This is a genomic window from Streptomyces sp. NPDC051051, from assembly GCF_040682975.1.
Lineage (GTDB): Bacteria > Actinomycetota > Actinomycetes > Streptomycetales > Streptomycetaceae > Streptomyces.
Genome location: NZ_JBFBCB010000071.1, coordinates 1 through 20,380, shown reverse-complemented (window position 1 = coordinate 20,380; position 20,380 = coordinate 1). Strand labels below are relative to the sequence as shown.

15 protein-coding genes and 3 pseudogenes are annotated in these 20,380 nt (G+C 73.0%); 11 read left to right on the top strand and 7 right to left on the bottom strand.

Going from position 1 to position 20,380, the window contains the following annotated elements; genetic code table 11:
• Window positions 1-167: 167 nt before the first annotated feature.
• A complete protein-coding gene (locus AB0N31_RS33405; protein WP_366062261.1) occupies window positions 168-935 on the top strand; it encodes a GNAT family N-acetyltransferase in 768 nt (255 codons plus the stop codon).
• A gap of 88 nt (window positions 936-1,023) precedes the next feature.
• On the opposite strand, the gene AB0N31_RS33400 is transcribed toward AB0N31_RS33405, so the two are convergent.
• The gene (locus AB0N31_RS33400; RefSeq protein WP_366062254.1) at window positions 1,024-2,424 is read right to left on the bottom strand and encodes an MFS transporter; all 1,401 of its coding nucleotides are present in this window, start codon (window positions 2,422-2,424) and stop codon (window positions 1,024-1,026) included.
• 96 nt (window positions 2,425-2,520) lie between these two features.
• Between AB0N31_RS33400 and AB0N31_RS33395 the strand changes: the two genes are divergently transcribed.
• Window positions 2,521-3,099, top strand: coding sequence for a helix-turn-helix domain-containing protein (locus AB0N31_RS33395; protein ID WP_366062253.1), 579 nt, complete (start codon window positions 2,521-2,523; stop codon window positions 3,097-3,099).
• Between the two features lie 100 nt (window positions 3,100-3,199).
• On the opposite strand, the gene AB0N31_RS33390 is transcribed toward AB0N31_RS33395, so the two are convergent.
• Both AB0N31_RS33390 and AB0N31_RS33385 read right to left on the bottom strand, forming a co-directional pair.
• Entirely contained in the window at window positions 3,200-3,697 is a 498-nt protein-coding gene (locus tag AB0N31_RS33390) for a hypothetical protein (RefSeq protein WP_366062252.1), read from the bottom strand.
• Window positions 3,698-4,033: 336 nt separating this feature from the next.
• The gene (locus tag AB0N31_RS33385; protein WP_366062251.1) at window positions 4,034-7,042 is read right to left on the bottom strand and encodes a family 16 glycoside hydrolase; all 3,009 of its coding nucleotides are present in this window, start codon (window positions 7,040-7,042) and stop codon (window positions 4,034-4,036) included.
• A 411-nt stretch (window positions 7,043-7,453) separates the two neighbouring features.
• Between AB0N31_RS33385 and AB0N31_RS33380 the strand changes: the two are divergent.
• Window positions 7,454-7,552: pseudogene (locus tag AB0N31_RS33380) on the top strand (MerR family transcriptional regulator); the annotation flags it as partial.
• Between the two features lie 110 nt (window positions 7,553-7,662).
• Complete coding sequence (locus AB0N31_RS33375) at window positions 7,663-7,851, top strand: hypothetical protein (RefSeq protein ID WP_366062262.1); 189 nt, start codon at window positions 7,663-7,665, stop codon at window positions 7,849-7,851.
• Here AB0N31_RS33375 and AB0N31_RS33370 read toward each other — a convergent pair whose 3' ends face one another.
• Window positions 7,852-8,190: a trypco2 family protein gene (locus AB0N31_RS33370; RefSeq protein ID WP_366062250.1), complete on the bottom strand. Its 339-nt coding sequence runs from the start codon at window positions 8,188-8,190 to the stop codon at window positions 7,852-7,854.
• 76 nt (window positions 8,191-8,266) lie between these two features.
• On the opposite strand from AB0N31_RS33370, the gene AB0N31_RS33365 reads away from it, so the two are divergent.
• From AB0N31_RS33365 to AB0N31_RS33340, 6 genes are all read left to right on the top strand, one after another.
• Complete coding sequence (locus AB0N31_RS33365) at window positions 8,267-9,991, top strand: serine protease (protein ID WP_366062249.1); 1,725 nt, start codon at window positions 8,267-8,269, stop codon at window positions 9,989-9,991.
• A complete protein-coding gene (locus tag AB0N31_RS33360) occupies window positions 9,988-12,273 on the top strand; it encodes a tetratricopeptide repeat protein (RefSeq protein ID WP_366062248.1) in 2,286 nt (761 codons plus the stop codon). Before AB0N31_RS33365 ends, AB0N31_RS33360 begins: the two co-directional genes overlap by 4 nt.
• Window positions 12,274-12,355: 82 nt before the next feature.
• A complete protein-coding gene (locus AB0N31_RS33355) occupies window positions 12,356-13,849 on the top strand; it encodes a VWA domain-containing protein (RefSeq protein ID WP_366062247.1) in 1,494 nt (497 codons plus the stop codon).
• The gene (locus tag AB0N31_RS33350) at window positions 13,846-14,751 is read left to right on the top strand and encodes a hypothetical protein (RefSeq protein ID WP_366062246.1); all 906 of its coding nucleotides are present in this window, start codon (window positions 13,846-13,848) and stop codon (window positions 14,749-14,751) included. Before AB0N31_RS33355 ends, AB0N31_RS33350 begins: the two co-directional genes overlap by 4 nt.
• Complete coding sequence (locus AB0N31_RS33345; RefSeq protein WP_366062245.1) at window positions 14,748-15,980, top strand: ABC transporter substrate-binding protein; 1,233 nt, start codon at window positions 14,748-14,750, stop codon at window positions 15,978-15,980. The genes AB0N31_RS33350 and AB0N31_RS33345 overlap by 4 nt, the downstream gene beginning before the upstream one ends.
• Window positions 15,981-16,030: 50 nt before the next feature.
• Window positions 16,031-16,477: a hypothetical protein gene (locus AB0N31_RS33340; protein WP_366062244.1), complete on the top strand. Its 447-nt coding sequence runs from the start codon at window positions 16,031-16,033 to the stop codon at window positions 16,475-16,477.
• A gap of 203 nt (window positions 16,478-16,680) precedes the next feature.
• Here the strand turns inward: AB0N31_RS33340 and AB0N31_RS33335 are convergent, their stop codons facing one another.
• From AB0N31_RS33335 to AB0N31_RS33325, 3 genes and pseudogenes are all read right to left on the bottom strand, one after another.
• Window positions 16,681-18,123, bottom strand: coding sequence for a GH1 family beta-glucosidase (locus AB0N31_RS33335; RefSeq protein WP_366062243.1), 1,443 nt, complete (start codon window positions 18,121-18,123; stop codon window positions 16,681-16,683).
• 116 nt (window positions 18,124-18,239) lie between these two features.
• Window positions 18,240-18,512: pseudogene (locus AB0N31_RS33330) on the bottom strand (hypothetical protein); the annotation flags it as partial.
• Window positions 18,510-18,878, bottom strand: a pseudogene (locus tag AB0N31_RS33325) (carbohydrate ABC transporter substrate-binding protein); the annotation flags it as partial. The pseudogenes AB0N31_RS33325 and AB0N31_RS33330, both read right to left, overlap by 3 nt.
• 298 nt (window positions 18,879-19,176) lie before the next feature.
• On the opposite strand from AB0N31_RS33325, the gene AB0N31_RS33320 reads away from it, so the two are divergent.
• A complete protein-coding gene (locus AB0N31_RS33320; RefSeq protein ID WP_366062242.1) occupies window positions 19,177-20,190 on the top strand; it encodes a LacI family DNA-binding transcriptional regulator in 1,014 nt (337 codons plus the stop codon).
• Window positions 20,191-20,380 lie beyond the last annotated feature (190 nt).

The following is a 20,380-nucleotide window of genomic DNA, read 5'->3' as shown; positions in this document are numbered from 1 at the left end:
GGGGTGTCCCGGCGCGGCTTCGCCGGGACACCCGCCCCGTTCCGGCGGACGGGTCGCGGTCGTTGTCCTGTGTGACGGCCGGTCGTTGTCCTGTGTGACGGTGTACGGAGCACCCGACGATCGAAGGAGCCAAGGTGACACTTCGCGCTGCTGCCTCTGTCGAATCGATGGAGCAACTCGCCACGGTCTGGCGGACCATGGTGCTCGACCGGGACGCGGACGCCGACGTGCGGGATCTTCCGGGGATCGCCGTTCGCTGGGCCGACTGCCGCTTCGCGTTCTGGAACTGCGTCACGTTGACCGAGGTGGGGGTGGGTGCCGCACTCCTGGAACAGCGCCTGGCCGAGGCGGCGGACATCATGCGCTCGAAGGAGCACCCGGGCTTTCTGTGGCTCTTCGAGGACCTCGTCGACGCCGGGGCGCGCGCGGACCTCGCGGCCGCGGCCGAGCGGGCGGGGCTCGCCCACGCCTTCCCCGGCACCGGTATGGCCGGAGACCTGCTCCCCCTTCCCGAGCCGGCCCACCCGGAACTCACGTTCGTCCGTGTCCGCACCGACGAACAGCTGCGCTCCTACGCGGACCTCAACTCGCGCGCCTACGGCTTCCCCCTGGAACACGGCCGCGACGGGCTCGCCGGCTCCGCGCTGTGGAAGGAGAAGGTGCACGCCTACCTGGGCCTGCGCGGCGACGTCCCGGTCACGTGCGCCGGGGCGGTGGAGGCCGACGGCCGCCTCTTCGTCGTCCTCGTCGCGACGGACCCGCGGTGGGAGCGCAGGGGCTACGGGGAAGCCGTGACGCGCAAGGCGCTTCACGAAGGCGCCCGGGCCACCGGACTGACCCGCGCCACCCTGCACGCGACGGTCGCCGGCGCTCCCGTGTACCCGCGCATCGGCTTCGAACCGAACTCGCCACTGCACTTCTACAGCCTGCGGTGAGGGCTCCTGTCGCGCGGCGGTGTGCGCGGCTTCGCGGCGTCGGCAGATCCGGGGTGCCCGTCCCGTGGGAGGGGGAAGCGCCCTCCGCCTACGGGGTGTCTGCCGCCGTCGGCCGCGAGGCGCGGGCCACGGCGAAGAGGAAGAGTCCGCAGGCCGACACGATCAGCCATCCCGGTCGCGATGCGGTCGCGAGGCCGGCCGGGCCGGTGCCGGCGACCAGTCCCCCGGCGACGGCGACACCGACCGCCGCGCCGACTTGACGGGCGGTGGAGGTGATCGCCCCTGCCACACCGGCCCGGGACGCCGGCAGTCCACTGACCGCGGTGTTGGTGAGAGGGGCGTTGGCGAAGCCGAATCCGATGCCGATCAGCAGGTGGGCGAAGAGGATGAGCGACACGCTCGTGTCCTGGTCGAGGGTGGTCAGGCACAGACCGCCGGCCAGGGTGAACCCGCCCGCGACGAGCAGCGGACGCCGCGGTCCGAGGCGTCCCACCAGGCTGCCGGACCAGGGCGCGCACACAGTGGCCCCGAGCGCCATGGGCAGGGTGGCGGCACCGGTCGCGAGTGGCGTCCAGCCCCGGGCGTGCTGAAGGTGGAGGGTGTTGAGGAGCAGGCTCACGTTCAGGGCGACGAACACGGTCACGGCGCCGAGCACCGCCATGGCGAAGGGCGGCCGGCGGAAGAGGCCGAGGTCCACCAGGGGTTCGTCACGCCGCCGTTCGACCAGGACGAACCCGGTCGCCGCGGCCGTGACCAGGGCGTACCCGGTGAGCGCCGTGGGCGAGGCCCAGCCGATGCGGGGTCCTTCGATGAGGACCCCGACGACAAGGCAGAGCGCCACGGTGAGGAGTGCCTGCCCGGGCCAGTCCGGGCGCCGGGCGCGCGCGGCGCGGGACTCCGGCACGAACACGGCGACCAGGACGAGGGTGACGGCGATGACCGGTGCGTTGATCCAGAACACCGAACGCCAGCCGAACGCGGCGATGAGCGCGCCGCCGGTGACCGGGCCCGCCGCCATGCTGAGCCCGAAGACCGACGCCCACACGCCGATCGCCCGGGCCCGCTCCCGCCGGTCGGGCATCGCGTTCACCACGATCGCCAGGGCCACGGGACTCAGCATCGACGCCCCGACCCCCTGGACGGCCCTGGCGGCGACGAGCACACCGAGCGACGGGGCCAGGGCGCACGCGAGGGAGGCCAGGCCGAAGACGACCAGCCCGTACCGGAACACCCGGCGGCGTCCCCAGCGGTCCGCGAGCGCTCCGGAGACGACGAGGAGACTGGCGAGGACCACGGTGTAGGAGTCGACGACCCACTCCAGCCCGCGGGTGCCCGCGCCGAGACCGTGCCCGATCTCCGGCAGGCCCACGTTGACGATGGTGGTGTCCACACCCACCAGGAACATGCTGAGCGCGCAGACGGCCAGCACCGTCCAGCGCCGGCGCGCACCCGGCGGGGCGGGCGGAGCGGCCAGGGATGTCGTGAGCACGGAGGGTCCCCCTTCGGTACGGGATGGGCTGCGCTCAGACTCGGGCCGGGAGCGGGTCCGGGCCCAGGAATTTTGCGGAGGCCGCAAAATGACCGCATGGACGCCGAACTCGCAGAACTCCTCGACGGCATCGGGCCACGGTTGCGTGCCCTGCGGCGCGACCGCGGGCTGACGCTCGAAACCCTCGCGCGCGACACCGGAATCTCCGTGAGCACGCTGTCGCGGGTCGAATCGGGTCGACGGCGCCCGACCCTCGACCTCCTCGTCCCGCTGGCCCGGGCCCACCGCGTCGCACTGGACCAGCTGGTGGCAGCCCCCGCCACCGGCGATCCCCGGGTCCATCTCGCGCCCCGGAGCCGGGAGCGCGGAAACGTCCTCGTCCCGCTGACGCAGTACCCGGGCCGCGTCCAGGTGTTCAAACAGGTGCTCGCACCCCGCGAGCCGAGACTGGTGACCCACTCCGGCTACGAATGGCTCTACGTACTCGCCGGCGAGCTCCGCCTCGTCCTCGGGGACCGCGACACCGTCCTCCGGCCCGGCGAAGTCGCCGAGTTCGACACCGGCACACCGCACTGGTTCGGCCCCGCCGGCGCCGAAGCGGTCGAGATCCTGCACCTGTTCGGACCCCACGGCGATCAGGCCGTCGTCCGCACCCGTCCGGCGACAGGCGGCTGAGGTCCGGCCGGTGCGACCTGGCCCACCGGTCCCGGTGTGCGGGAGGCGGTGACGCGGCGTCGGCCCCGGGGCAAGGTCCGCCCCGTGGCGGGCCGGCCGGTCAGGGGCGGCTTCGTCGCCCCCGCGGGGTCTGCCCGGTCTGCTCCGACGTGCTGTCTTCGCTCGGCGCCCGGAGTCCGTCGGCGCCGACCGCGCTCCGAGCGGTTGCGCGCAAAGCGGCATCGCGGGCGGTCGTGGCCGCGGCTTCGGCGGCGAGTTCCGCCTGGACTACGTCGTCGAGGTCCGGGCCGTAGACGGTGTTCGGAGCGGCGGCGGCGAGCAGCCGCTCGAGGCGCTCCCACTCCGCCAGCTCCGCCCGGCCGCGCTCGTCGTCGGTCACCGGCTCGTGCCGGGCCTCCTGGCGTGCGAGGAACCGGGCGTCCTCGAGGGCCTGCGCGACGTCCACCGCGGTCATCCCCTCCGCACGCCGGCGTACCGAGCGCCGCCCGATGCGGGTCTGGTCGGCCATCTCGCGGAACGCGGCCGCGCGAGCGACGAGGGAACGGCGGGGAGCGGTCGTCGGGGCCTCGTATTCGTGGAGCGGGAGGAAGGCGGCCACCGCCGGACCGCGGTACGGCGGCACACCTTGCGGCAGGCCTGCATTCTCGCGTGGCCGGAGCCGGGAATCCACCGACCGGACGAGGCGGCCGAAGTCCCCTGCGGTGACGGCGCGGCCTGAGCGTCGGCTTCTGCGGCCGGAGCAGGTCACGATCACCCGCGCGCGGCCGGCGCCGGGCGGCCCGGTCGGCGTCGCACCGACCGGCGCACCCGGTGCGGCCGCGTGTCCTGTCCCCGGCCACGCGGCCGGCGGCGGTTCCTGCCGCCGACTGCGGTTCGCCGGGGTTCGACGTCGGACCGGGCCAGGTCGGGTCAGGTCAGGCCGGGTCAGGTCAGGTCAGGTCAGGGGCTGGATGCGGATGTTGCGGAACCGGACCTTGTTTCCGTGGTCCTGCAACCGGATCGCCCCTGCCGCGGCGGTCTCGGGCCGGCCCGAGGCGGTGGGACCGTCGAGGGTGATGTCGTCGTGGACCTTCGTGCCGTTCCACACCACCGTCACCCGGGCGTCGGCGGTCTTGTGGCCTTCGGCGTCGTGGCGGGCGGCGCGGAAGACGATGTCGTACGTCTGCCAGGTCTCCGGCGCGGTCGCCGCGTTGACGTCGGGTGGTTTCTTCAGGTAGATCGCCCCGGCCTCGTCGGTGTCCGGGGAGGCGTCACCGAAGGAGTCGAGGATCTGCAGTTCGTACCGGTCCTGGAGGAAGACGCCGCTGTTGCCGCGGTCCTGGCCGGTCACGTCCGGGGGCAGGAGCGGGACGCGGAACTCGAGGTGCAGGGCGAAGTCCTGGTAGGCGTCCTTGGTCCGGATGTCTCCGCAGCACACCTCCATCGACGCCTCCCCGGCGAGCGGCCAGGCCGTCTGCCGCCCGTCCGTGTGCTGCCACCGGTCCTGCGAGGCGGCGGTGCCGTCGAAGAGGGTGACGGCGGCGCCCTGGGGGTGCACGGTGATGAGGTCGAGGTTGACGTGTCCGGTGTCGCCGGGGTCGTACCGGTAGGAGACGGTGTTGGGTCCGGCTCTCAGGGTCAGGCGTTCGGTCCGGGTGGACCAGGTGTCCCAGTCCCCGGTGGAGGCGAGCGGCGTCTGCCGCACCTTCTCCCCGTTGGCGTACAGCGAGAGGGACTTGGTGCCCTGGAAGGGGTTCGGGCCGTTGGAGTAGCGCAGGTTCACGTCGTAGGTGCCGGCCTTCGGGACCGTGACGTCGAACGTCGTGGCCGCCTTGCCCTCGGTGGCGTACCGGTCGACGAAGCCGCTGCCGGAGTAGCCGGCGTGGTCGGTGCTGATCCCCGCCCTGCCGGTGAGCCGGGCCTCCTCGGCCTCGTAGAGGGTGGCGGGCGGCGGCTGCTCACCGGGCGTCGCGTTGAGCGTGTACCAGGCTTCGGTGCTCCACAGCGTCTCGCCGGAGGCAGAGGCGAAGGGACGCGGGGAACGCACGTGCACCACGTGGCCGGGCTTCAGGCCGTCCAGCAGCAGCCGGACGGTGCGGCCGTCGCGCGAGAGCGTCGCCGAGCGGACGGAGAGCCGCCGTTCGGCGATCTTCGGTCCGCCGTAGTCGGCCGTCGGCGTGTAGCGCCACTGTTCGGCCCGATAGTGACCGGCGAGGTTCTCGGCGGTCTCGGCGGACAGCGGCTGGGTGTACGTCAGGTCGAATCCGCCCGGTACGGCCCGCATGGTCCGGATGTCGAAGGTGTTGCCGCCGTTGGGGGTCAGTTTCTGCAGGCCGAACCTGAGCTTGCCCTCCTGGCCCCAGTTGCCGTCGGCGCCCAGGCCGCCGGCGTAGACCGCTCCGTCGGGGCCCGTGGTGATGCGGTTGACCCCGGCCTCCAGGCCCTGCGTGTAGCGGAAGACGGCGCCCTGGTAGGCGCCCTTGACCTTCTCCAGGTAGGCCCGCTGCAGACCTCCGTAGGTGACATCGCCGATGAGCATCTGCCCGGCGAACGGTCCCTTCGTCAAGTACAGAGGGGTGGAAGGGGAGTTGGCGATCTCGTTCTGCGGCAGCCACAGCACCGGCTGGGTGACTGGGGCGTCCTCGAAGGGGCCGGAGGGCTCGGTGTAGTGGTTGAAGAAGCGGTCCTGCCGGATCTGGACCAGCTTCGACGAGGGCAGCCATCCGCCTTGGTTGTCGGTGGCGAACAGACCGCCGTCCGGGCCCCATCCGATCCCGTTGGGAGTGCGCAGACCACCCGCGACGGGGCTGATCCGGCCCGTCTTCGCGTTCACCTTGTACGTGGTTCCGCGGCCGGGCGCCGGCTGCGGTGTGGTGGTCGCGCCGCCGAGGTCGATGGCGACGGAGAGGTTCACGTAGAAGTGGCCGTCGCGGTACAGCAGGCCGAACGCGAACTCGTGGAAGTTGCCCCCGTACGGCCAGGTGGCGACCGTACGGTACTCGTCGGTCACCTCGTCGCCGTCCCGGTCGACCAGCCGGGTCAGTTCGTGCTTCTGCGAGACGTACAGCGCGCCCTCGGCGTACTTGACGCCCATGGGTTCGCGCAGCCCGCTCGCCACCTTCTTCACGGTGACCTTGTCGCGGCTGGTCGCACCGGTGACGTGATCGAGCAGGTACACCTCTCCGGCGGTGTTGCCGCTGCCGCCCCACGTGCTGATGGCGAGACGTCCGTCGGGCAGCCAGTCCATGCCGCTGACCTGGGGTTGGAAACCCTCGGGACGCAGGTCGGTGAGCGTGAGGTCCGGCCGTACGGAGGTGAGCGGCAGGCCGTCGCCCGGGGAGTCGCCGCTCGCCTCGCACTCCTTGCGCCCCGGTGCCGTCACGCGGACGACACCGGCGTCGGTGCTCAGTGCCTCGGGCGGTACGACGGTGAAGTCGTCGGCGCCCGGCGGTTTCCAGGCGAGCCGCAGCTCCTGCCCGCCGTCACGCTCGAAGTGGTCGATCCGCAGGGGGTGCGGCCCGGCGGTGAGGTGGACGGTGCCGTCCTTGGGTTCGGCGCCGTGGAGTCCGTCGTGGTCGATCACGGTGGCGTCGTCGAGGGCCAGCCGTGAGCCGTCGTCGCTGGTGAGCCGGAACGCGTACGACCCCTCGCGCGGGGCGACCAGGTAGCCGGTGGCCTCCGTGACGAAGTGGTCGTCGAACCCGCCGAAGTCGGCGGTCGTGGACCAGTCGATCGTCGGCATGAGCTTGTCGTGGTTGGGGGTCTGCCCCGGTTTGAGGGTGCAGATCCTGTCCAGCGGGGTCTGCACGTCGTACACGCGGAGCGTGACTCCGGGCTCCTGTTGCGGAATGTCGGCGGGTGCGGCGGCGGCGGTCGGGGCGCCCGGGGCGCCGCCGGCGAGGACGGCCGACGTCAGCAGCGGAACGAGGAGTCTTCGGGCCCGGGGGAACAGGCGTTGGCGCATTGGTCCTCCTGGACTGGGGACCGGACCGTGCCGGATGTCGCTCCGGTCTACCGCGGTAGGGGCTGCGGGTTCCGCCGCAAAGCTAAAGGACTTCCGTTTGTCATGTCCATACTTTGTCATCGATGCGGTCAAAGTCCTCCGCTCCGGCGGTACCGCGTCCGCCGTCCCGCCCGGAGGCCGGCCGGACGGGTGCGGCTCCACGGATGCGGAGCCGCCGAACTCGCGCTGTCATGAGCTCGGTTGCCCGGCCACCGGGTCGGCGTCGGCTCACCCGCTCTGGCGGCGGGCCGGCTCCCAGGGGCCGTGGGCGGAGAAGACCTCGACCCGGTCGCCGTGGTCACGGACCAGGTGATGGATCTTCATGAGGACCAGGCTGCGACTTGAACCGCGATTCAAGTCAAGGAGGAGCCGGTGACCGATTCGCTGCTGGACATCGCCGAGGTCGCGGGGCGGACCGGGTCGGCGCCCTCGGCGTTGCGGTTCTACGAGAAGAAGAGCCTGATCGCCGCCGCGGGACGCAACGGCCTGCGCCGCACCTACCACCCGGACGTGCTGGAGCGCCTGGCGCTGACCGTGTGTGCGGCGCCGGGTTCTCGGTGGCCGAGATCGGCCGGGTTCCCATGGCGCGGCCGTCCGACGCGGATCTGCGCACGGGCATGGCGGCCAGGGCCCGCGACCTCGACGAGCAGATCGGCCGGCTCACGCGACTGCGCGACAGCCTGCGGCACGCGGCCGTCTGCGACCACGAACCGATCGTCGACTGCCCCGACTTCAAGCGGGCCGTCGGCGACGTGCCCCCGCCGAAGTAGTCAGCGGGCGCTTCCGTCGCTGCGCTCCGGAGCCGCCCGGTCCCCGTCGCGGCTGACCGAGACCCGTCCTCCCGTGCTGGTCTCGGGCTTCAGCTCGACCTGCACCTGATGAGTCGTCTGACGGTCCACCGAGCCGCCGAGTTCGGCCGTCACCACACCGATGCGCACCCCGCCGCGGCCTGTTCCGGAGTGGTGGACCTGCACGGTGAACGTCAGGCTCACCTTCTCCACGGTGAATCCCAGGGCCCGGCCCTGTGCCTCGTCGCGGGCCCGCTCCAGTTCGCCCCGGATCTGACGGATCACCTCGGTCAGCCCCACGAATCCCGGCCCGTCCGTCAACCCGCCACCCCCATAAGCTCGTTGATCTCACGTCGTCCCAGTATGCGACAGGACCAAGCGCTCGTATAGTCGTGGTATGACGGCCGACGGGGGTGTCGATGATGGTTCGTCACTCGAAACGCCTTGCTGGGCGGTGCGCATCCGGCGGGCGGACGGGAGGATCGCGGGCGCCGGCATCCTGCTGAGCCCGGACCGGGTCCTCACCTGTGCGCACGTGGTCGAGGACAGGAGTGCGCGGTACACCGCGGAGTTCGTCGGAGCGGCGCCCGGCCGCGCCGTGCCCTCGGTGACGGCGTGGGTCGACGGGGATGCGTACGTGCCGAACACCCGGGACGCCGACGGGGATCCCAGCGGTGACGTGGCACTGCTGCGGCTCGAGCGTCCGCGGCCCGTCGGCGAGACGACACCGCTGTACCGGCTCTCCGCGCCCGACCGCGCGGTGCAGATGTACGGCTTCCCCTACGACCACAACGGCGGCATCTGGTTCCGGGCCAGCATCGTCGGTGGTTGCGGCCGCGACGGGCAGGTCCAGCTGAGTCCGACGAGCCCCGGCGAGCTCGCCAGTCCGGGATGCAGCGGCTCGGGCGTGATGGACACCCTGACCGGAAAGGTCATCGGGATGCTCCTCAGCGGGATCGGCGACCGGCACGGGAACCTGTTCTCCTTCATGAGCCCGGCCGAGACCATCGTCCGGCACCTGCCCCAGACCCATCGGTGGATCCGGGGAAGGACGGCCGTCGACGACCGGCTCAGGTCCACGCGCAAGGACGCCGCGGAGGCCCTGCTCGACGAGCCGTTCGCCCAGCGCCTCGCCGACTGGCTCCAGAACGACGGACAGCAGGTGAAGATCAGCCTCGTGCCGGCCGGCGACGCGGTGCGGGCCGCCACCCTGCGCCGCGCCATCACCCTGGCCGACCGGGAGTTGCGCACCGCCGCCTCCGTGAACCGGGCTTCCCTCGACCCGCCCGGCACCGTCCCGTCGGCCGGCGGTCACGACCTGGCGGTGGACGCGGCGGGGCTCACCTCGGCCCGGATCGGGGAGCGGATCGCCGAACGCATGGGGCTCTGGCAGCATCCGGCCGACCCGGTGGCCGAGCGCATCAGGGCCGCGGACGTCACCCTCACCCTGGTCGTCGTCGGAGTCGACGAGGCCGCCGACCCGCCGGCCCTCCTGGACCTCCTCAAGACCCTGCGGGCCAAGGGCAGCCGTCTGCTGCTGGTCTTCCGCACCGCCGACGCGACCTACCACCGGGCCCGGCACGAACTGGTCGTCGAACCGGAACGGGAACGCCGCGCGCGTCTCGTCGAGCGGCTGGAACAGATCACCGGCCCCCTGGCGCGGACCCTGCGCCGGCGCATGGCGGCCGTACGGGGCGAGGGCGTCCTGCCCGCCGACGCGGACCTGGTGAGAGCCCACGCCGCACTGGCGGCGCTCCGGCGCGCGCGGGACGGCGACGCCGGGCCGTACCAGGACCTGGTCCGCTACGAGCGGCTCGCCGACCGGGTGACCGCGCGGATGACCACGGCCATCGGCACCCTCGACCGGCTCCGCGAGCGGCGGGCGGAACTGGACGGCAGGCTGCGCGGCTACCACGTGCTGCACCTGGACTCCGTGCAGGGCGAGGAGGAGGACCTGGCCCTGGACGCCCTCCGGCTCCGCGCGCACGAACTGCTGCAGGCCAGGCCGTGCGACGTGCGGGCCGCCGAGGCCGCCGTGGAGGCCTACACCCGCCACGTCGACCGCGGGGCCTGCGGCGGACCGGATCAGCGACAGGGACAGGGAGGTGCCTCCGCGTCATGACATCCCCACCGGCGCCGTGCCCGAGACCCGACTGCGCGGGCGGCGTCATCATGGTGACCGGCTTCTGCGACACCTGCCACCGCCGGGCGCCCGGCCGGGCCCGGGTGACCCCGGCGCGGCCCGCCGCCGCCCCCGAGGCGCCCGCGCGCCGGCCGGCCGATCCGGCCGCCGACACGCTCGACAACGACGGCCTGCTGATCCTGCCGTACGTCCCCTCCCCGGATCCGTCCGAGGCCGCGCCCACCACCGCCAGCCCGCCCACCGGGGGCCGGCGCTGCGGCGTCGACAACTGCGCCGGCACCATCGGCGTCACCTATGCCGGCGGCCCCGCCCTCACCCGCGGCTACTGCCCCCAGTGCGGACGGGAGTACTCCTTCGAACCGAGGCTGAAGCCCGGCGACCGGGTCGGCGGCCACTACCGGGTGCTCGGCTATCTCGACGTGGGCGGCATCGGCTGGGTCTACCTGGCGGAGGACACCAGGGTGCCCGACCTGCACGTCGTCCTCAAAGGGCTGATCAACACCGGCGACGCCGTCGCCCGGCGGTCGGCCGTGGAGGAGCGCCGCTCGCTCACCACGCTCCACCACCGGGACATCGTGCGCATCGTGACGTACGTGCAGCACCAGGAGCCCGGCGAGACGGAGCCCACCGGTTACCTCGTGATGGAGTACGTGGGCGGCCGCTCGCTCGACTGGATCCGGCGCGCCTCCGAAGAGGAACTGGCGCACCTGTTCGGCGGCTCCTTCGGCATCGGCCACGTCATCACCTACGGCTGCAAGATCCTCGGCGCCCTGGAGTACCTGCACGCCCAAGGGCTGCTGTACTGCGACATGAAGCCCGACAACGTCATCCACTACGGGCGCGACATCAAGGTCATCGACCTCGGCGCCATCCGGCGGACCGACGACCGCACCTCCAGCCTCGTCTACACGTCGGGGTACGCGCCGGCGAAGCCGGAACGCGACGAGCGCGGCTTCCACATCGACACCGACCTGTACACCGTCGGCAAGACGCTGGAGACCCTCGCCGCCCGCGCCGAGCCGGCAGCCGGGCTGGCCGCCCGTTCGTTCGACGCGCTGATCAGACGCGCCACCCACGCCGAGTGGGCGGCCCGGTTCGGCTCCGCCGCCGAGATGTCCCGCCAGTTGTGGGAGGTGCTGCGCGAGCACCAGGCGCTCAGCGGGCACGAGCCGTATCCGGAACGCTCCACCCGGTTCGAGCCGACGGCGGCGGTCTTCGGCGCGGCGCTCGGCACCGTCCCCGGGCCGGCCCACTGGACCGGCGGTTCCGGCCCCGGGGTGCCGGAACTGCCGGTCGGCGCACCGGATCCCGCGGACACCGCGCGGGCCCTGCCCGTGCCGATCCCCGATCCGCACGACGCGGCCGCCGTGCTGCTCGGCGGTCTCGTGTCCGGCAGCCCGGAGCGCATCGCGGAACGGGCCGAAGGGGACCCGGCGCTCGACACGGTGGAGACCTCGCTGTGGCTGTGCCGCGCCTATCTCGACGCCGGTGACACGGAGCGGGCGGGACGGTGGCTCGACAGGGCCGACCGGCAGAGCGGCGCCTACGACTGGCGGATCTACTGGCACCGGGGCCTGCGGTGGCTGACGGATGGTCAGGTCCAGCAGGCGGAGGGCGAGTTCGCCGCCGTCTACGCCTCACTGCCCGGCGAGTCGGCGCCGAAACTGGCCCTCGGTTTCTGCGCGGAGCACCTCTCGGCCGCGGAACGGCAGACCGAGGCCTACTACGAGGCCGTGTGGCGACGGGACCGCACGCAGGGCAGCGCGGCGTTCGGGCTCGCCCGGCTCCACCTGCGCCGCGGGGACCGGGCCCGGGCCGTCGCGGTCCTCGACGAGGTGCCGACCACCTCACGGCACTACGACGCCGCGCGCGTCGCCGCGATCCGGGTGCTCACCGGCCGGCTGGACTCTTCCGGGCCCACGGTGGAGCAGTTGGGCGACGCGGACCGGCGGCTGGCCCGGCTCGAGGAGCACCTGTCCGGCAGCGGGACATGGGACCGGCTGCTCGCCGAGGTCCGCGGCAGCGCCTTCGCCTGCCGGCCGCCCGACGGCTGGGGGCCCCGCTTCCCGGCCGGTGGCCGGTTCGGTCCGGTGGACACACCGCGGGCTCTGAGCGCGTTGCTCTCCCGCTCGCTGAAGAGACTCGCGGACCAGGCGGGTGACGCCGCCGAGCGCGGCGACCTGCTCGACCGGGCGTACGCGGTCCTGCCGCGGGCCGTCGGCCTGCGGGAGGCGCTGTACGGATGGCGGCGGACGCCGTGAAGGGGCAAGACCCGCGGGCGGCACGCCGACGGGTCCCGACCGGGCCGACGGCCCGCCGACGAGGGCGAGGAGCACGGACACCGTGAACACAGGGGCATCCGCGAACAGAGATCCGGGCGGCACGGCCGCGGCCGGCTCGGGGGCGGCGGGGAGCACCTCGGCCGGCCTCGACATCAGCCAGTGGAAGTACCTGTCCGGCCAGGCGCGCGAACCGCAGATGCACGCCATCGTGACCGTCCGGGCGGACGGCACCGGGAACGGCGGCGCCTCGGGTCCCGTGCTGGCACAGGTGCTGGCCGTGGACTGCTCCGGTTCGATGGCCTATCCGCAGGAGAAGCTGCGCGCGGCCCACCAGGCCGCCGTGGCGGCGCTGCGGCTGCTCCCCGACGGCACCCCCTTCGCCGTGGTCCGGGGCACCCAGTCGGCGAGCATGGTGTACCCGCCGACGGAGACCATGGCCCGGGCGGACGCCCGGCACCGTGCGGAGGCGGAGCGGGCCGTGCACCGCCTGGTCGCGGGCGGCGGCACCTGCATCGGCAGCTGGCTCGACCTGTCGCGCCGGCTGCTGACGGAGGCGGACGCACCCATCGGACACGTCCTGCTGCTGACCGACGGCAAGAACCAGCACGACGACCTGATGCCGCTGGCGGACGTCCTGGAGGCCTGCGCGGGGCGCTTCGTGTGCGACGCCTGGGGCATCGGCGACGGCTGGGACGGCCGGGAGCTGCTGCGCATCACCAGCCGTCTGCACGGCCGGACCTCCTCCGTGCAGGACGAGGCGGCGCTCGCGAGCGAGTACGAGCAGCTGATGCACCGGCTGCTCGCCAAGAGGCTTCCCGAGCTGGTGATCTCGGTGACCCCCATGGCCGGGGCCGGGGTGCGCTACCTCAAGCAGGTCTTCCCCACCGAGGTGGAACTCGATCCCGCCGGCACGGACGGCGACGGGACGCGGCGGTTCGTCACGCGGGCGTGGGGCGACGAGACCCGCCGCTACCAGCTGTGCCTGTCCGCCGACCCCACCGGACGGCCCCGCGGGGAGGATCTCCAGCTCGCGGTGGTGTCCCTCGACGTTCCCGGTGGTGACGGGGTGGAGCTGACACCGTCCCGGCCGTGCCTGGTGCACTGGACCGACGACGCGGCGCTGTCCGGGCACAGCGACATCCACGTCGAGCACTTCGAGCAGCACCAGCGGCTCGGCGAGGCCGTCGCGGCCGCCACCGACGCCCACCGCAACGGTGAGCGCGACGCGGCACAGCACCACCTGGGCAGAGCCGTGCAGCTCGCCCACGCCATCGGCGCCGACCAGTCGCTCGGCCGGCTGGAACGGCTCGTGGAGATCGACGACCCCGCGGCGGGGCGGGTCCGGCTGCGTCCCGGCGTGGCGGCCGTCGACTTCGAGCATCTGATCACCGCCAGCAGTCACAGCACGTACGGCCCCGCGTCGGGCACGGCCGACCCGGTGGTCGCCGGCGGGCCGGGAGCGGCGAGGCTGCGGTGCCCGGCCTGCGAGGGGGAGGTGCCCGCGGCGGCACGTTTCTGCCCGCTGTGCGGGCACGGCCTCCAGGGGCGGCCGTGAGCACCACCGGGCGGGACCTGACCCGCAGGCTCCGGCTGCTGCTGGCCCTCGGGGCCGTCACCACCGTCGCCCTGTTCGCCGCCTACCGGGGCGTGCACGACGACACGGTGCCGCTGGCGTCGTCGAGCACCCCGGGGATCCTGGCCGTGGACACCGCCAGGACCGCGCTGCAACGGGCGCACGCGGCCGTCGACGGGCGCGCGGCGGCGGGTGACACGACCGGTGAGTTCCACACGCAGATGTCGGTCGCCCATCAGAGCATCGCCGTCGCGGCCTCGGAGAACGTCACCGGCCCGGCGGACCGGCACACCCTGCAGACCGTCACCGGGCTGATCACCGTCTACTCGGCCTGGGTGGAGCGGGCCGGCAAGGAGACGGACCCGTCGCTGCGCGCGGCCTACCTGCACTACGCCGAACAAGGGCGGAACGACATCGTCGACCGCCTCGACGAACTGCGCGCCGAACAGGTGCGGGTCGCCCGGGAACAGGCCTCCTTCCCCTGGCCGTTGTGGCTGGGCTGGGGAGCGGTCCTGGTGCTGTGCCTCGTTCTGTGCGCGGCTCTGGTGGAGGCGCAGCGGTTCGCGCGGCTCCGCTTCCGCAGCGCGGTGCACCCGCCCCTGCTCGCCGCCACGGTGCTGTGCGCGAGCGGAGTGGCGGTCCTCGGCTGGTTCACCGTACGGGCGCACGCGGCGATGCGCGACTCCCTCGCGGAGCTGGACACGACCCGGTCCGCGGACGAGATCCCCGAGGCCGGTGCGGACGTGGGGCGGTACCTGGCGGATGCCGGTCTCTGGGCGTCCCTGTCCGAATGGATCCTCGTGGGAGGGGCGTTGCTGATGGCGCTGATATGGGTGGGGCTGTGGCCCCGCATCGCCGAGTACCGGTTCAGGGTGCCGCGATGAGACGCCTCCGGCCCCGGACGCTCGGCATCGTCTGCGTCTGTCTGGTCCTGCTCGCGGCCGGGGTGGTCACGGGGGTGCGGTGGGCGCGCGGCTGGACGGGTTCGGTGACCGTGCTCGCCAACTGGAGCGGCGACGAGAAGGACCAGTTCGAGCGGGCCATGCGGCGGTTCGAGGACGAGTACCGCATCGACGTCGTCTACCAGGGCAGCTCCGCGCTGAGCCAGGTGCTGGCCGCCGACCTGGCTGCCGGGACCCAGCCCGACGTGGCCGTGCTGCCCGGCCCGGGCGAGCTGATGGCCTACGCGGCCGAGGGCCGGCTGGAGCCGCTGGACGGTCTGTTCGAGGCCGGTTCCTACGACCGTGTGTGGATGCCGAAGGTGGCGGGCGAGGACGGCCGGGAACGCACCTACTGGCTGCCGGTCAAGACCGGCCTCAAGAGCATGGTCTGGCACGCGGGCGGCCTGTCGGCGGACCGGATCGCCCGGGTCGCCGCCGACCCCGGCGGCTGGTGCCTCGCCATGGGGTCCGGCGCGACCTCCGGCTGGCCGGGCACCGACTGGGTGGAGGACGTCCTGCTCCAGCAGTCCGGCCCGCAGGTCTACGAGCAGTGGGCGACCGGCGGCATCGCGTGGACGGACTCCCGGGTGCGCAGGGCCTGGCGGACGTGGGGCGACATGGTGGGCGCGGGCGACAGGACCCGTGTCGACCGGGTGCTCCAGGACGACTTCGCCCAGGACTGCCCGCGGCAGCGCCTGGAGCACCAGGGGTCGTTCCGGGACACCCACTGGAAGCGTGTCGAGGGCGACTTCGTCCACTCCGCCGAGGTGATCCCCGGCGCGGGCGGCGATGCGGGCCGGTGGGAGGTCTCCGGCGACCTCGCGGCCATGCTGAACGCGACCGACGAGGCCCGGCAGCTGATCCGCTTCCTGGCCGACCCCGGCACCGCGCTGCCCGACTTCTCGGCCAACGGGAAGGCCGCGGCGCCCGACGGTCGGCGAGATCCCCTGAAGCGGAAGGTCAGCTCGATCCTGCGGGGCTCCGACCGCCATCTGTGCTGGGACGCCTCCGACACCATGCCCCCCGTCCTGCGCGACGCCTTCCACCAGGCGGTCCTGCGCTTCCTCGCCGCACCCGACCGGCTGGAGGACCAACTGCGGGCCCTGCAGGCCCTGAACGGCGGACCGCGCCCGACACTGCCGGTGTGCGGCACCGGCCCGGCGACGACCTGACGGCGCTGTGGCACGATTTCCCCTCAGCCACACCGTTTCGGGGGGACATCATGCGCACTCGCGCCTCGATCATCGTCGCCGCGGGGCTTCTCGCCCTCACGGCCTGCTCGTCCGGCAAGGACGACGGCGCGCCCGCGAGCGACTCCGGTCCGGCCGACGCCGAGCAGACCTTCGCCGTCCCGGAGGAGCACGAGGGGGACGACCTGGAGGCCGCCGCGGCCGTCTACACCTCGGCCTACTTCGCGGCCGACACCGACACGGCGTACGGCATGCTCTCCGCACGCTGCCGCGAGGAGACCGGCGCGGACGAGTACGCCGCCGTCCTGAAGCAGGCGAAGGCCGACCACGGGCCGGACCACCCGGCGACCGACGTGCGGGCCGAGGTGTCCGGCAAGCTCGGCCGCGTCAGCTACAAGGTCCAGGGCCTGCCCGAGTTCGACCAGCGGGCGCAGCCGTGGGCGCTGGAGGACGGCGGCTGGAAGTACGACGCCTGCTGACGTCCCGCTGCGCGCGCTTCCCGTCGCGCGGCGGTCGGCCCCGTTCCCGGGCGACGGGGCCGACCGGCCGGGAGCCGGCTCTCACCGCCGTGGGACCGGGCGGTACCGCACGCCGGGCTCCACGAGAGGGACGGGGCCCGTCTCCGGACCCCGGAGACCGGGGCCCGGAGGCGTCGTGACGCGGCTCCTGCCGGGCGGTGGGATCAGGCGCCGGGGAGCACGCCGGTGCGGGCGACCCCGGAGTACCAGCGGGCGCTGGCCTTGGGGATGCGGGTGCCGGTCGGATAGTCGACGTAGACGGCGCCGAAACGCTTGCTGTAGCCGTATCCCCACTCGAAGTTGTCGAGCAGCGACCAGAGGAAGTAGCCGCGCACGTCCGCGCCGTCCGCGATGGCCTGGTGCACGGCCGCCAGGTGGCCGCGCAGGTAGGAGATGCGGGCGGGGTCGTTGACGTTGCCGGAGGGGTCGGCGTAGTCGTCGAACGCGGCGCCGTTCTCGGTGATGACCAGCGGCAGCCCGGGGAAGTCCGCGGCCAGTCGGCCCAACAGGTCGTACAGGCCGCTCGGGTCGACGGCCCAGCCCATGGCGGTGGTCTCGCCCGGGGGCTGGTGGAAGGCGACCTCGTCGGCGGCCGGCCACGGGCTGTGGGCGCTCCTGCCGTGCCCGTCCGAGGTGTGGGTGCCGCTGCCGTCGGCCCGGGAGACCAGGGTGGGCGTGTAGTAGTTGACGCCGAGGAAGTCCAGCGGCTGCTGGATCTGCCGCAGGTCGCCGTCGCGGACGAAGGACCAGTCGGTCAGCGTCGCGGTGTCCTTGAGCAGGTCCTCCGGGTAGGCGCCCCGCAGCATCGGTCCGGTGAAGACCCGGTTGGCCAGGGCGTCGATACGGCGGACCGCGTCGGCGTCGGCGTCGTCGCCGGTGAGCGGGCGGACGTGGTGGATGTTGAGCGTGACCGAGCACTGGGCGAGGGCGGGGATGCGGTCGCGCAGTGCCTGGACGGCCAGGCCGTGGGCCAGGTTGAGGTGGTGGGCGGCGCGCAGGGCGTCGACCGGATCGGTGCGGCCGGGGGCGTGGACGCCGGAGCCGTAGCCGAGGAAGGCACTGCACCAGGGTTCGTTGAGCGTGGTCCAGGTCTTCACCCGGTCCCCGAGTGCGTCGGCGGCCAGGGCCGCGTACTCGGCGAACCGCTCGGCGGTGGCGCGCTCCGGCCAGCCGCCGGCGTCCTCCAGCTCCTGCGGGAGGTCCCAGTGGTAGAGGGTGGCGACGGGCTGGATGCCCTTGTCCAGCAGCTCGTCGACGAGACGCCGGTAGAAGTCCAGGCCCTTCTGCACGGCGGGACCTCGGCCGGTGGGCTGGATCCGGGGCCAGGCGAGGGAGAAGCGGTAGGCGCCGATGCCGAGGTCGGCCATCAGGGCGACGTCCTCGCGCCAGCGGTGGTAGTGGTCGGTGGCGATGTCACCGGTGTCGCCGTTGCGGACCCGGCCCGGGGTGCGGGCGTAGGTGTCCCAGATGGACGGCGTGCGGCCGTCCTCCGCGGCGGCCCCCTCGATCTGGTAGGAGGCGGTCGCGGAACCCCAGAGGAAGCCCTCGGGGAAGGTGCGGGGGGCCTGCGGGCCGGGGGCGGTGTGCTGTTGTGCTGCGGTGACCACGTAGGTCCTTTCCAGGTGGGTGAGTGGGTGAGTGGGTGGGTGAGCGGCGTGGTGGGGCGTACGGGGTCCGGGTGCGGGGCGGGCCCGGCGACCGGCCGCCGGGCCGGTGTGCCGGGTCAGCCCTTGACGGCGCCCGCCATGATGCCTCTGACGATCTGACGGCCGAAGACGACGAACATCGCGAGCAGCGGCAGCGCGCCGAGCAGCGCGCCCGCCATGATCAGGGACTGGTCCCGGATGTATCCGGCACTGAGCCGGGCGAGGGCGACGGGGACCGTCGGGTTGGTCATGTCGAGCACCACGAAGGGCCGGAAGAAGTCGTTCCGGGCGTGCACGAGCGTGATCATGAACAGCGGTACGACACCGAGTTGCGGCGGCACCATCATGGTGCCGGTCACGTCGGGGAAGTCCGCGAACTTGTCGGCCCGGGTGTCGACGATCTCCTTGGCCCGGCCGATCTCGATGCCCTGGATGTCCTTCAGTCCCTTGCCCCGGCCGGCCGGGTCTGCAGGGCGGTGCGGTACGTCTGCTCGTCGGTCGACGTTCGGGTTCTCCTTCTCGTACTGCTCGAGCAGGCCCGTCTCCCCGAAGCCCAGCACCCCGTACATGCCCATGGTGACGGTGACCTTGCCGTCCTTCCCGCCGCCACCCGTCGCCGAGTCGTCACCGCCTCCACAGCCGACGACGAGGGCGAGCGCACCGGCGGCCGCGACGACCGCGGCCGCTCGCGTGCGCGGGTCCCGGTGAGTGCTCATGCATGTCCTCCTGGCGACGGCGCTGACGCACCGGAGTGGCGGTGCAGGTGGGGTTACGGCGGTACGACGCGTGATGGGAACGTGCCCACCAGACAGTGGGAACGTTCCCACCGGCGGATGGAAGACTCGTGGCAGCGGACGGCCGTGTCAATGACCAGAAAACAATTCGTTGCCGAAACGGACGCCCGGCGTTCGGTTCACGGGACGGCGAGCGTGCTGCCGTCACCGTGACGTCTGCCACAATTGCCGCTGGTCACGTCCGCGGCGCTGCCGCCGCGGTAGCCGCCCGGAGGAGCACATGACAGGGAACCGCCAGCCCACGATCAAAACCGTCGCCGCCCGCGCCGGGGTGGGACGGACCACGGTGTCCCGTGTCATCAACGGCTCGGACCTCGTGAGCGCGGACGCCCGGGAGCGGGTCCTGGCAGCGATCAAGGAACTGAACTACATCCCCAACTCCGTGGCCCGGGGCCTGGTGACCAGCCGTACCGACTCGGTGGCTCTGGTGATCCCGGAGTCCGAGAGCCGGCTCGGATCGGAGCCGTTCTTCGCCGCCCTGATCCGCGGCGTGAGCGCGGCGCTCGCCGAGACCCGGACCCAGCTGCAGCTCACGCTCGTCCGCGACCAGCTCGAGCGGGACCAGCTCACCACGTCGGTGGCGACCCGCCGGGTCGACGGCGTACTGCTGGTATCGGTCCACGCGCACGACCGGCTGCCCGGCATGCTGGAGGAGATGGGGCTGCCCACCGTGCTGGCCGGCCGCAGGGACGAGCGGGAGCGGCTCAGCTACGTCGACTCCGACAACGCCGGAGGCGCCGCCGCGGCCGTCCGGCACCTGCTCGGCCGGGGCCGCCGCCGCATCGCCACCATCACCGGGACGCTCGACATGGACGTCGGCCGCAGCAGGCTGGCCGGCTGGCGCGACGCCCACCGCGAGGCGGGAGTGCGAGCCGACGAATCCCTGGTCGAGGGAGGCGACTTCACCGAGGAGGGCGGGCGCCGGGCGATGCGTTCGCTTCTTGAACGTGCGCCGGATCTGGACGCCGTGTTCGCCGCGTCGGACCTCATGGCCGTCGGCGCCATGGCCGAACTGCGCCGCCAGGAACGGCAGGTGCCGGGTGATGTCGCCGTCGTCGGATTCGAGGACTCCGTGCTCGCCCGCCACACCGCCCCGCCGCTGACCACGGTGCGTCAGCCGGTGGAGGAACTGGGCCGGACGATGGCCCGGATCCTGACCGACATCACCCGACACGGCGCCGACCGGCAGCAGTTGACGCTGCCGACCGAGTTGGTGGTGCGCGAGTCGTCGTGAGGGGCGTCGCGCTCCGCCGGGCGCACGGCGGGAGCCTCCAGAAGGCCTCGCGTTCCGGCACGAAGTGAACACCGGTGAAGAAAGTGAGGGGGGTGCCCGCAAGTGCGGTGAAGAAACCAGGTGATCCGGCCGTATGTTCTTCCGTTCGCCGGGCACCAGGAGCGGCGGAGGTTGATAACTATGGTTCCCC

Bases quoted from the DNA above. Each gene is read 5' to 3' on its own strand.
- AB0N31_RS33405 (WP_366062261.1), top strand. From the start codon at position 168: ATGGAGCAACTCGCCACGGTCTGGCGGACCATGGTGCTCGACCGGGAC.
- AB0N31_RS33395 (WP_366062253.1), top strand. From the start codon at position 2,521: ATGGACGCCGAACTCGCAGAACTCCTCGACGGCATCGGGCCACGGTTG.
- AB0N31_RS33385 (WP_366062251.1), bottom strand. From the start codon at position 7,042: ATGCGCCAACGCCTGTTCCCCCGGGCCCGAAGACTCCTCGTTCCGCTG.
- AB0N31_RS33375 (WP_366062262.1), top strand. From the start codon at position 7,663: ATGGCGCGGCCGTCCGACGCGGATCTGCGCACGGGCATGGCGGCCAGG.
- AB0N31_RS33365 (WP_366062249.1), top strand. From the start codon at position 8,267: ATGACGGCCGACGGGGGTGTCGATGATGGTTCGTCACTCGAAACGCCT.
- AB0N31_RS33360 (WP_366062248.1), top strand. From the start codon at position 9,988: ATGACATCCCCACCGGCGCCGTGCCCGAGACCCGACTGCGCGGGCGGC.
- AB0N31_RS33345 (WP_366062245.1), top strand. From the start codon at position 14,748: ATGAGACGCCTCCGGCCCCGGACGCTCGGCATCGTCTGCGTCTGTCTG.
- AB0N31_RS33340 (WP_366062244.1), top strand. From the start codon at position 16,031: ATGCGCACTCGCGCCTCGATCATCGTCGCCGCGGGGCTTCTCGCCCTC.
- AB0N31_RS33320 (WP_366062242.1), top strand. From the start codon at position 19,177: ATGACAGGGAACCGCCAGCCCACGATCAAAACCGTCGCCGCCCGCGCC.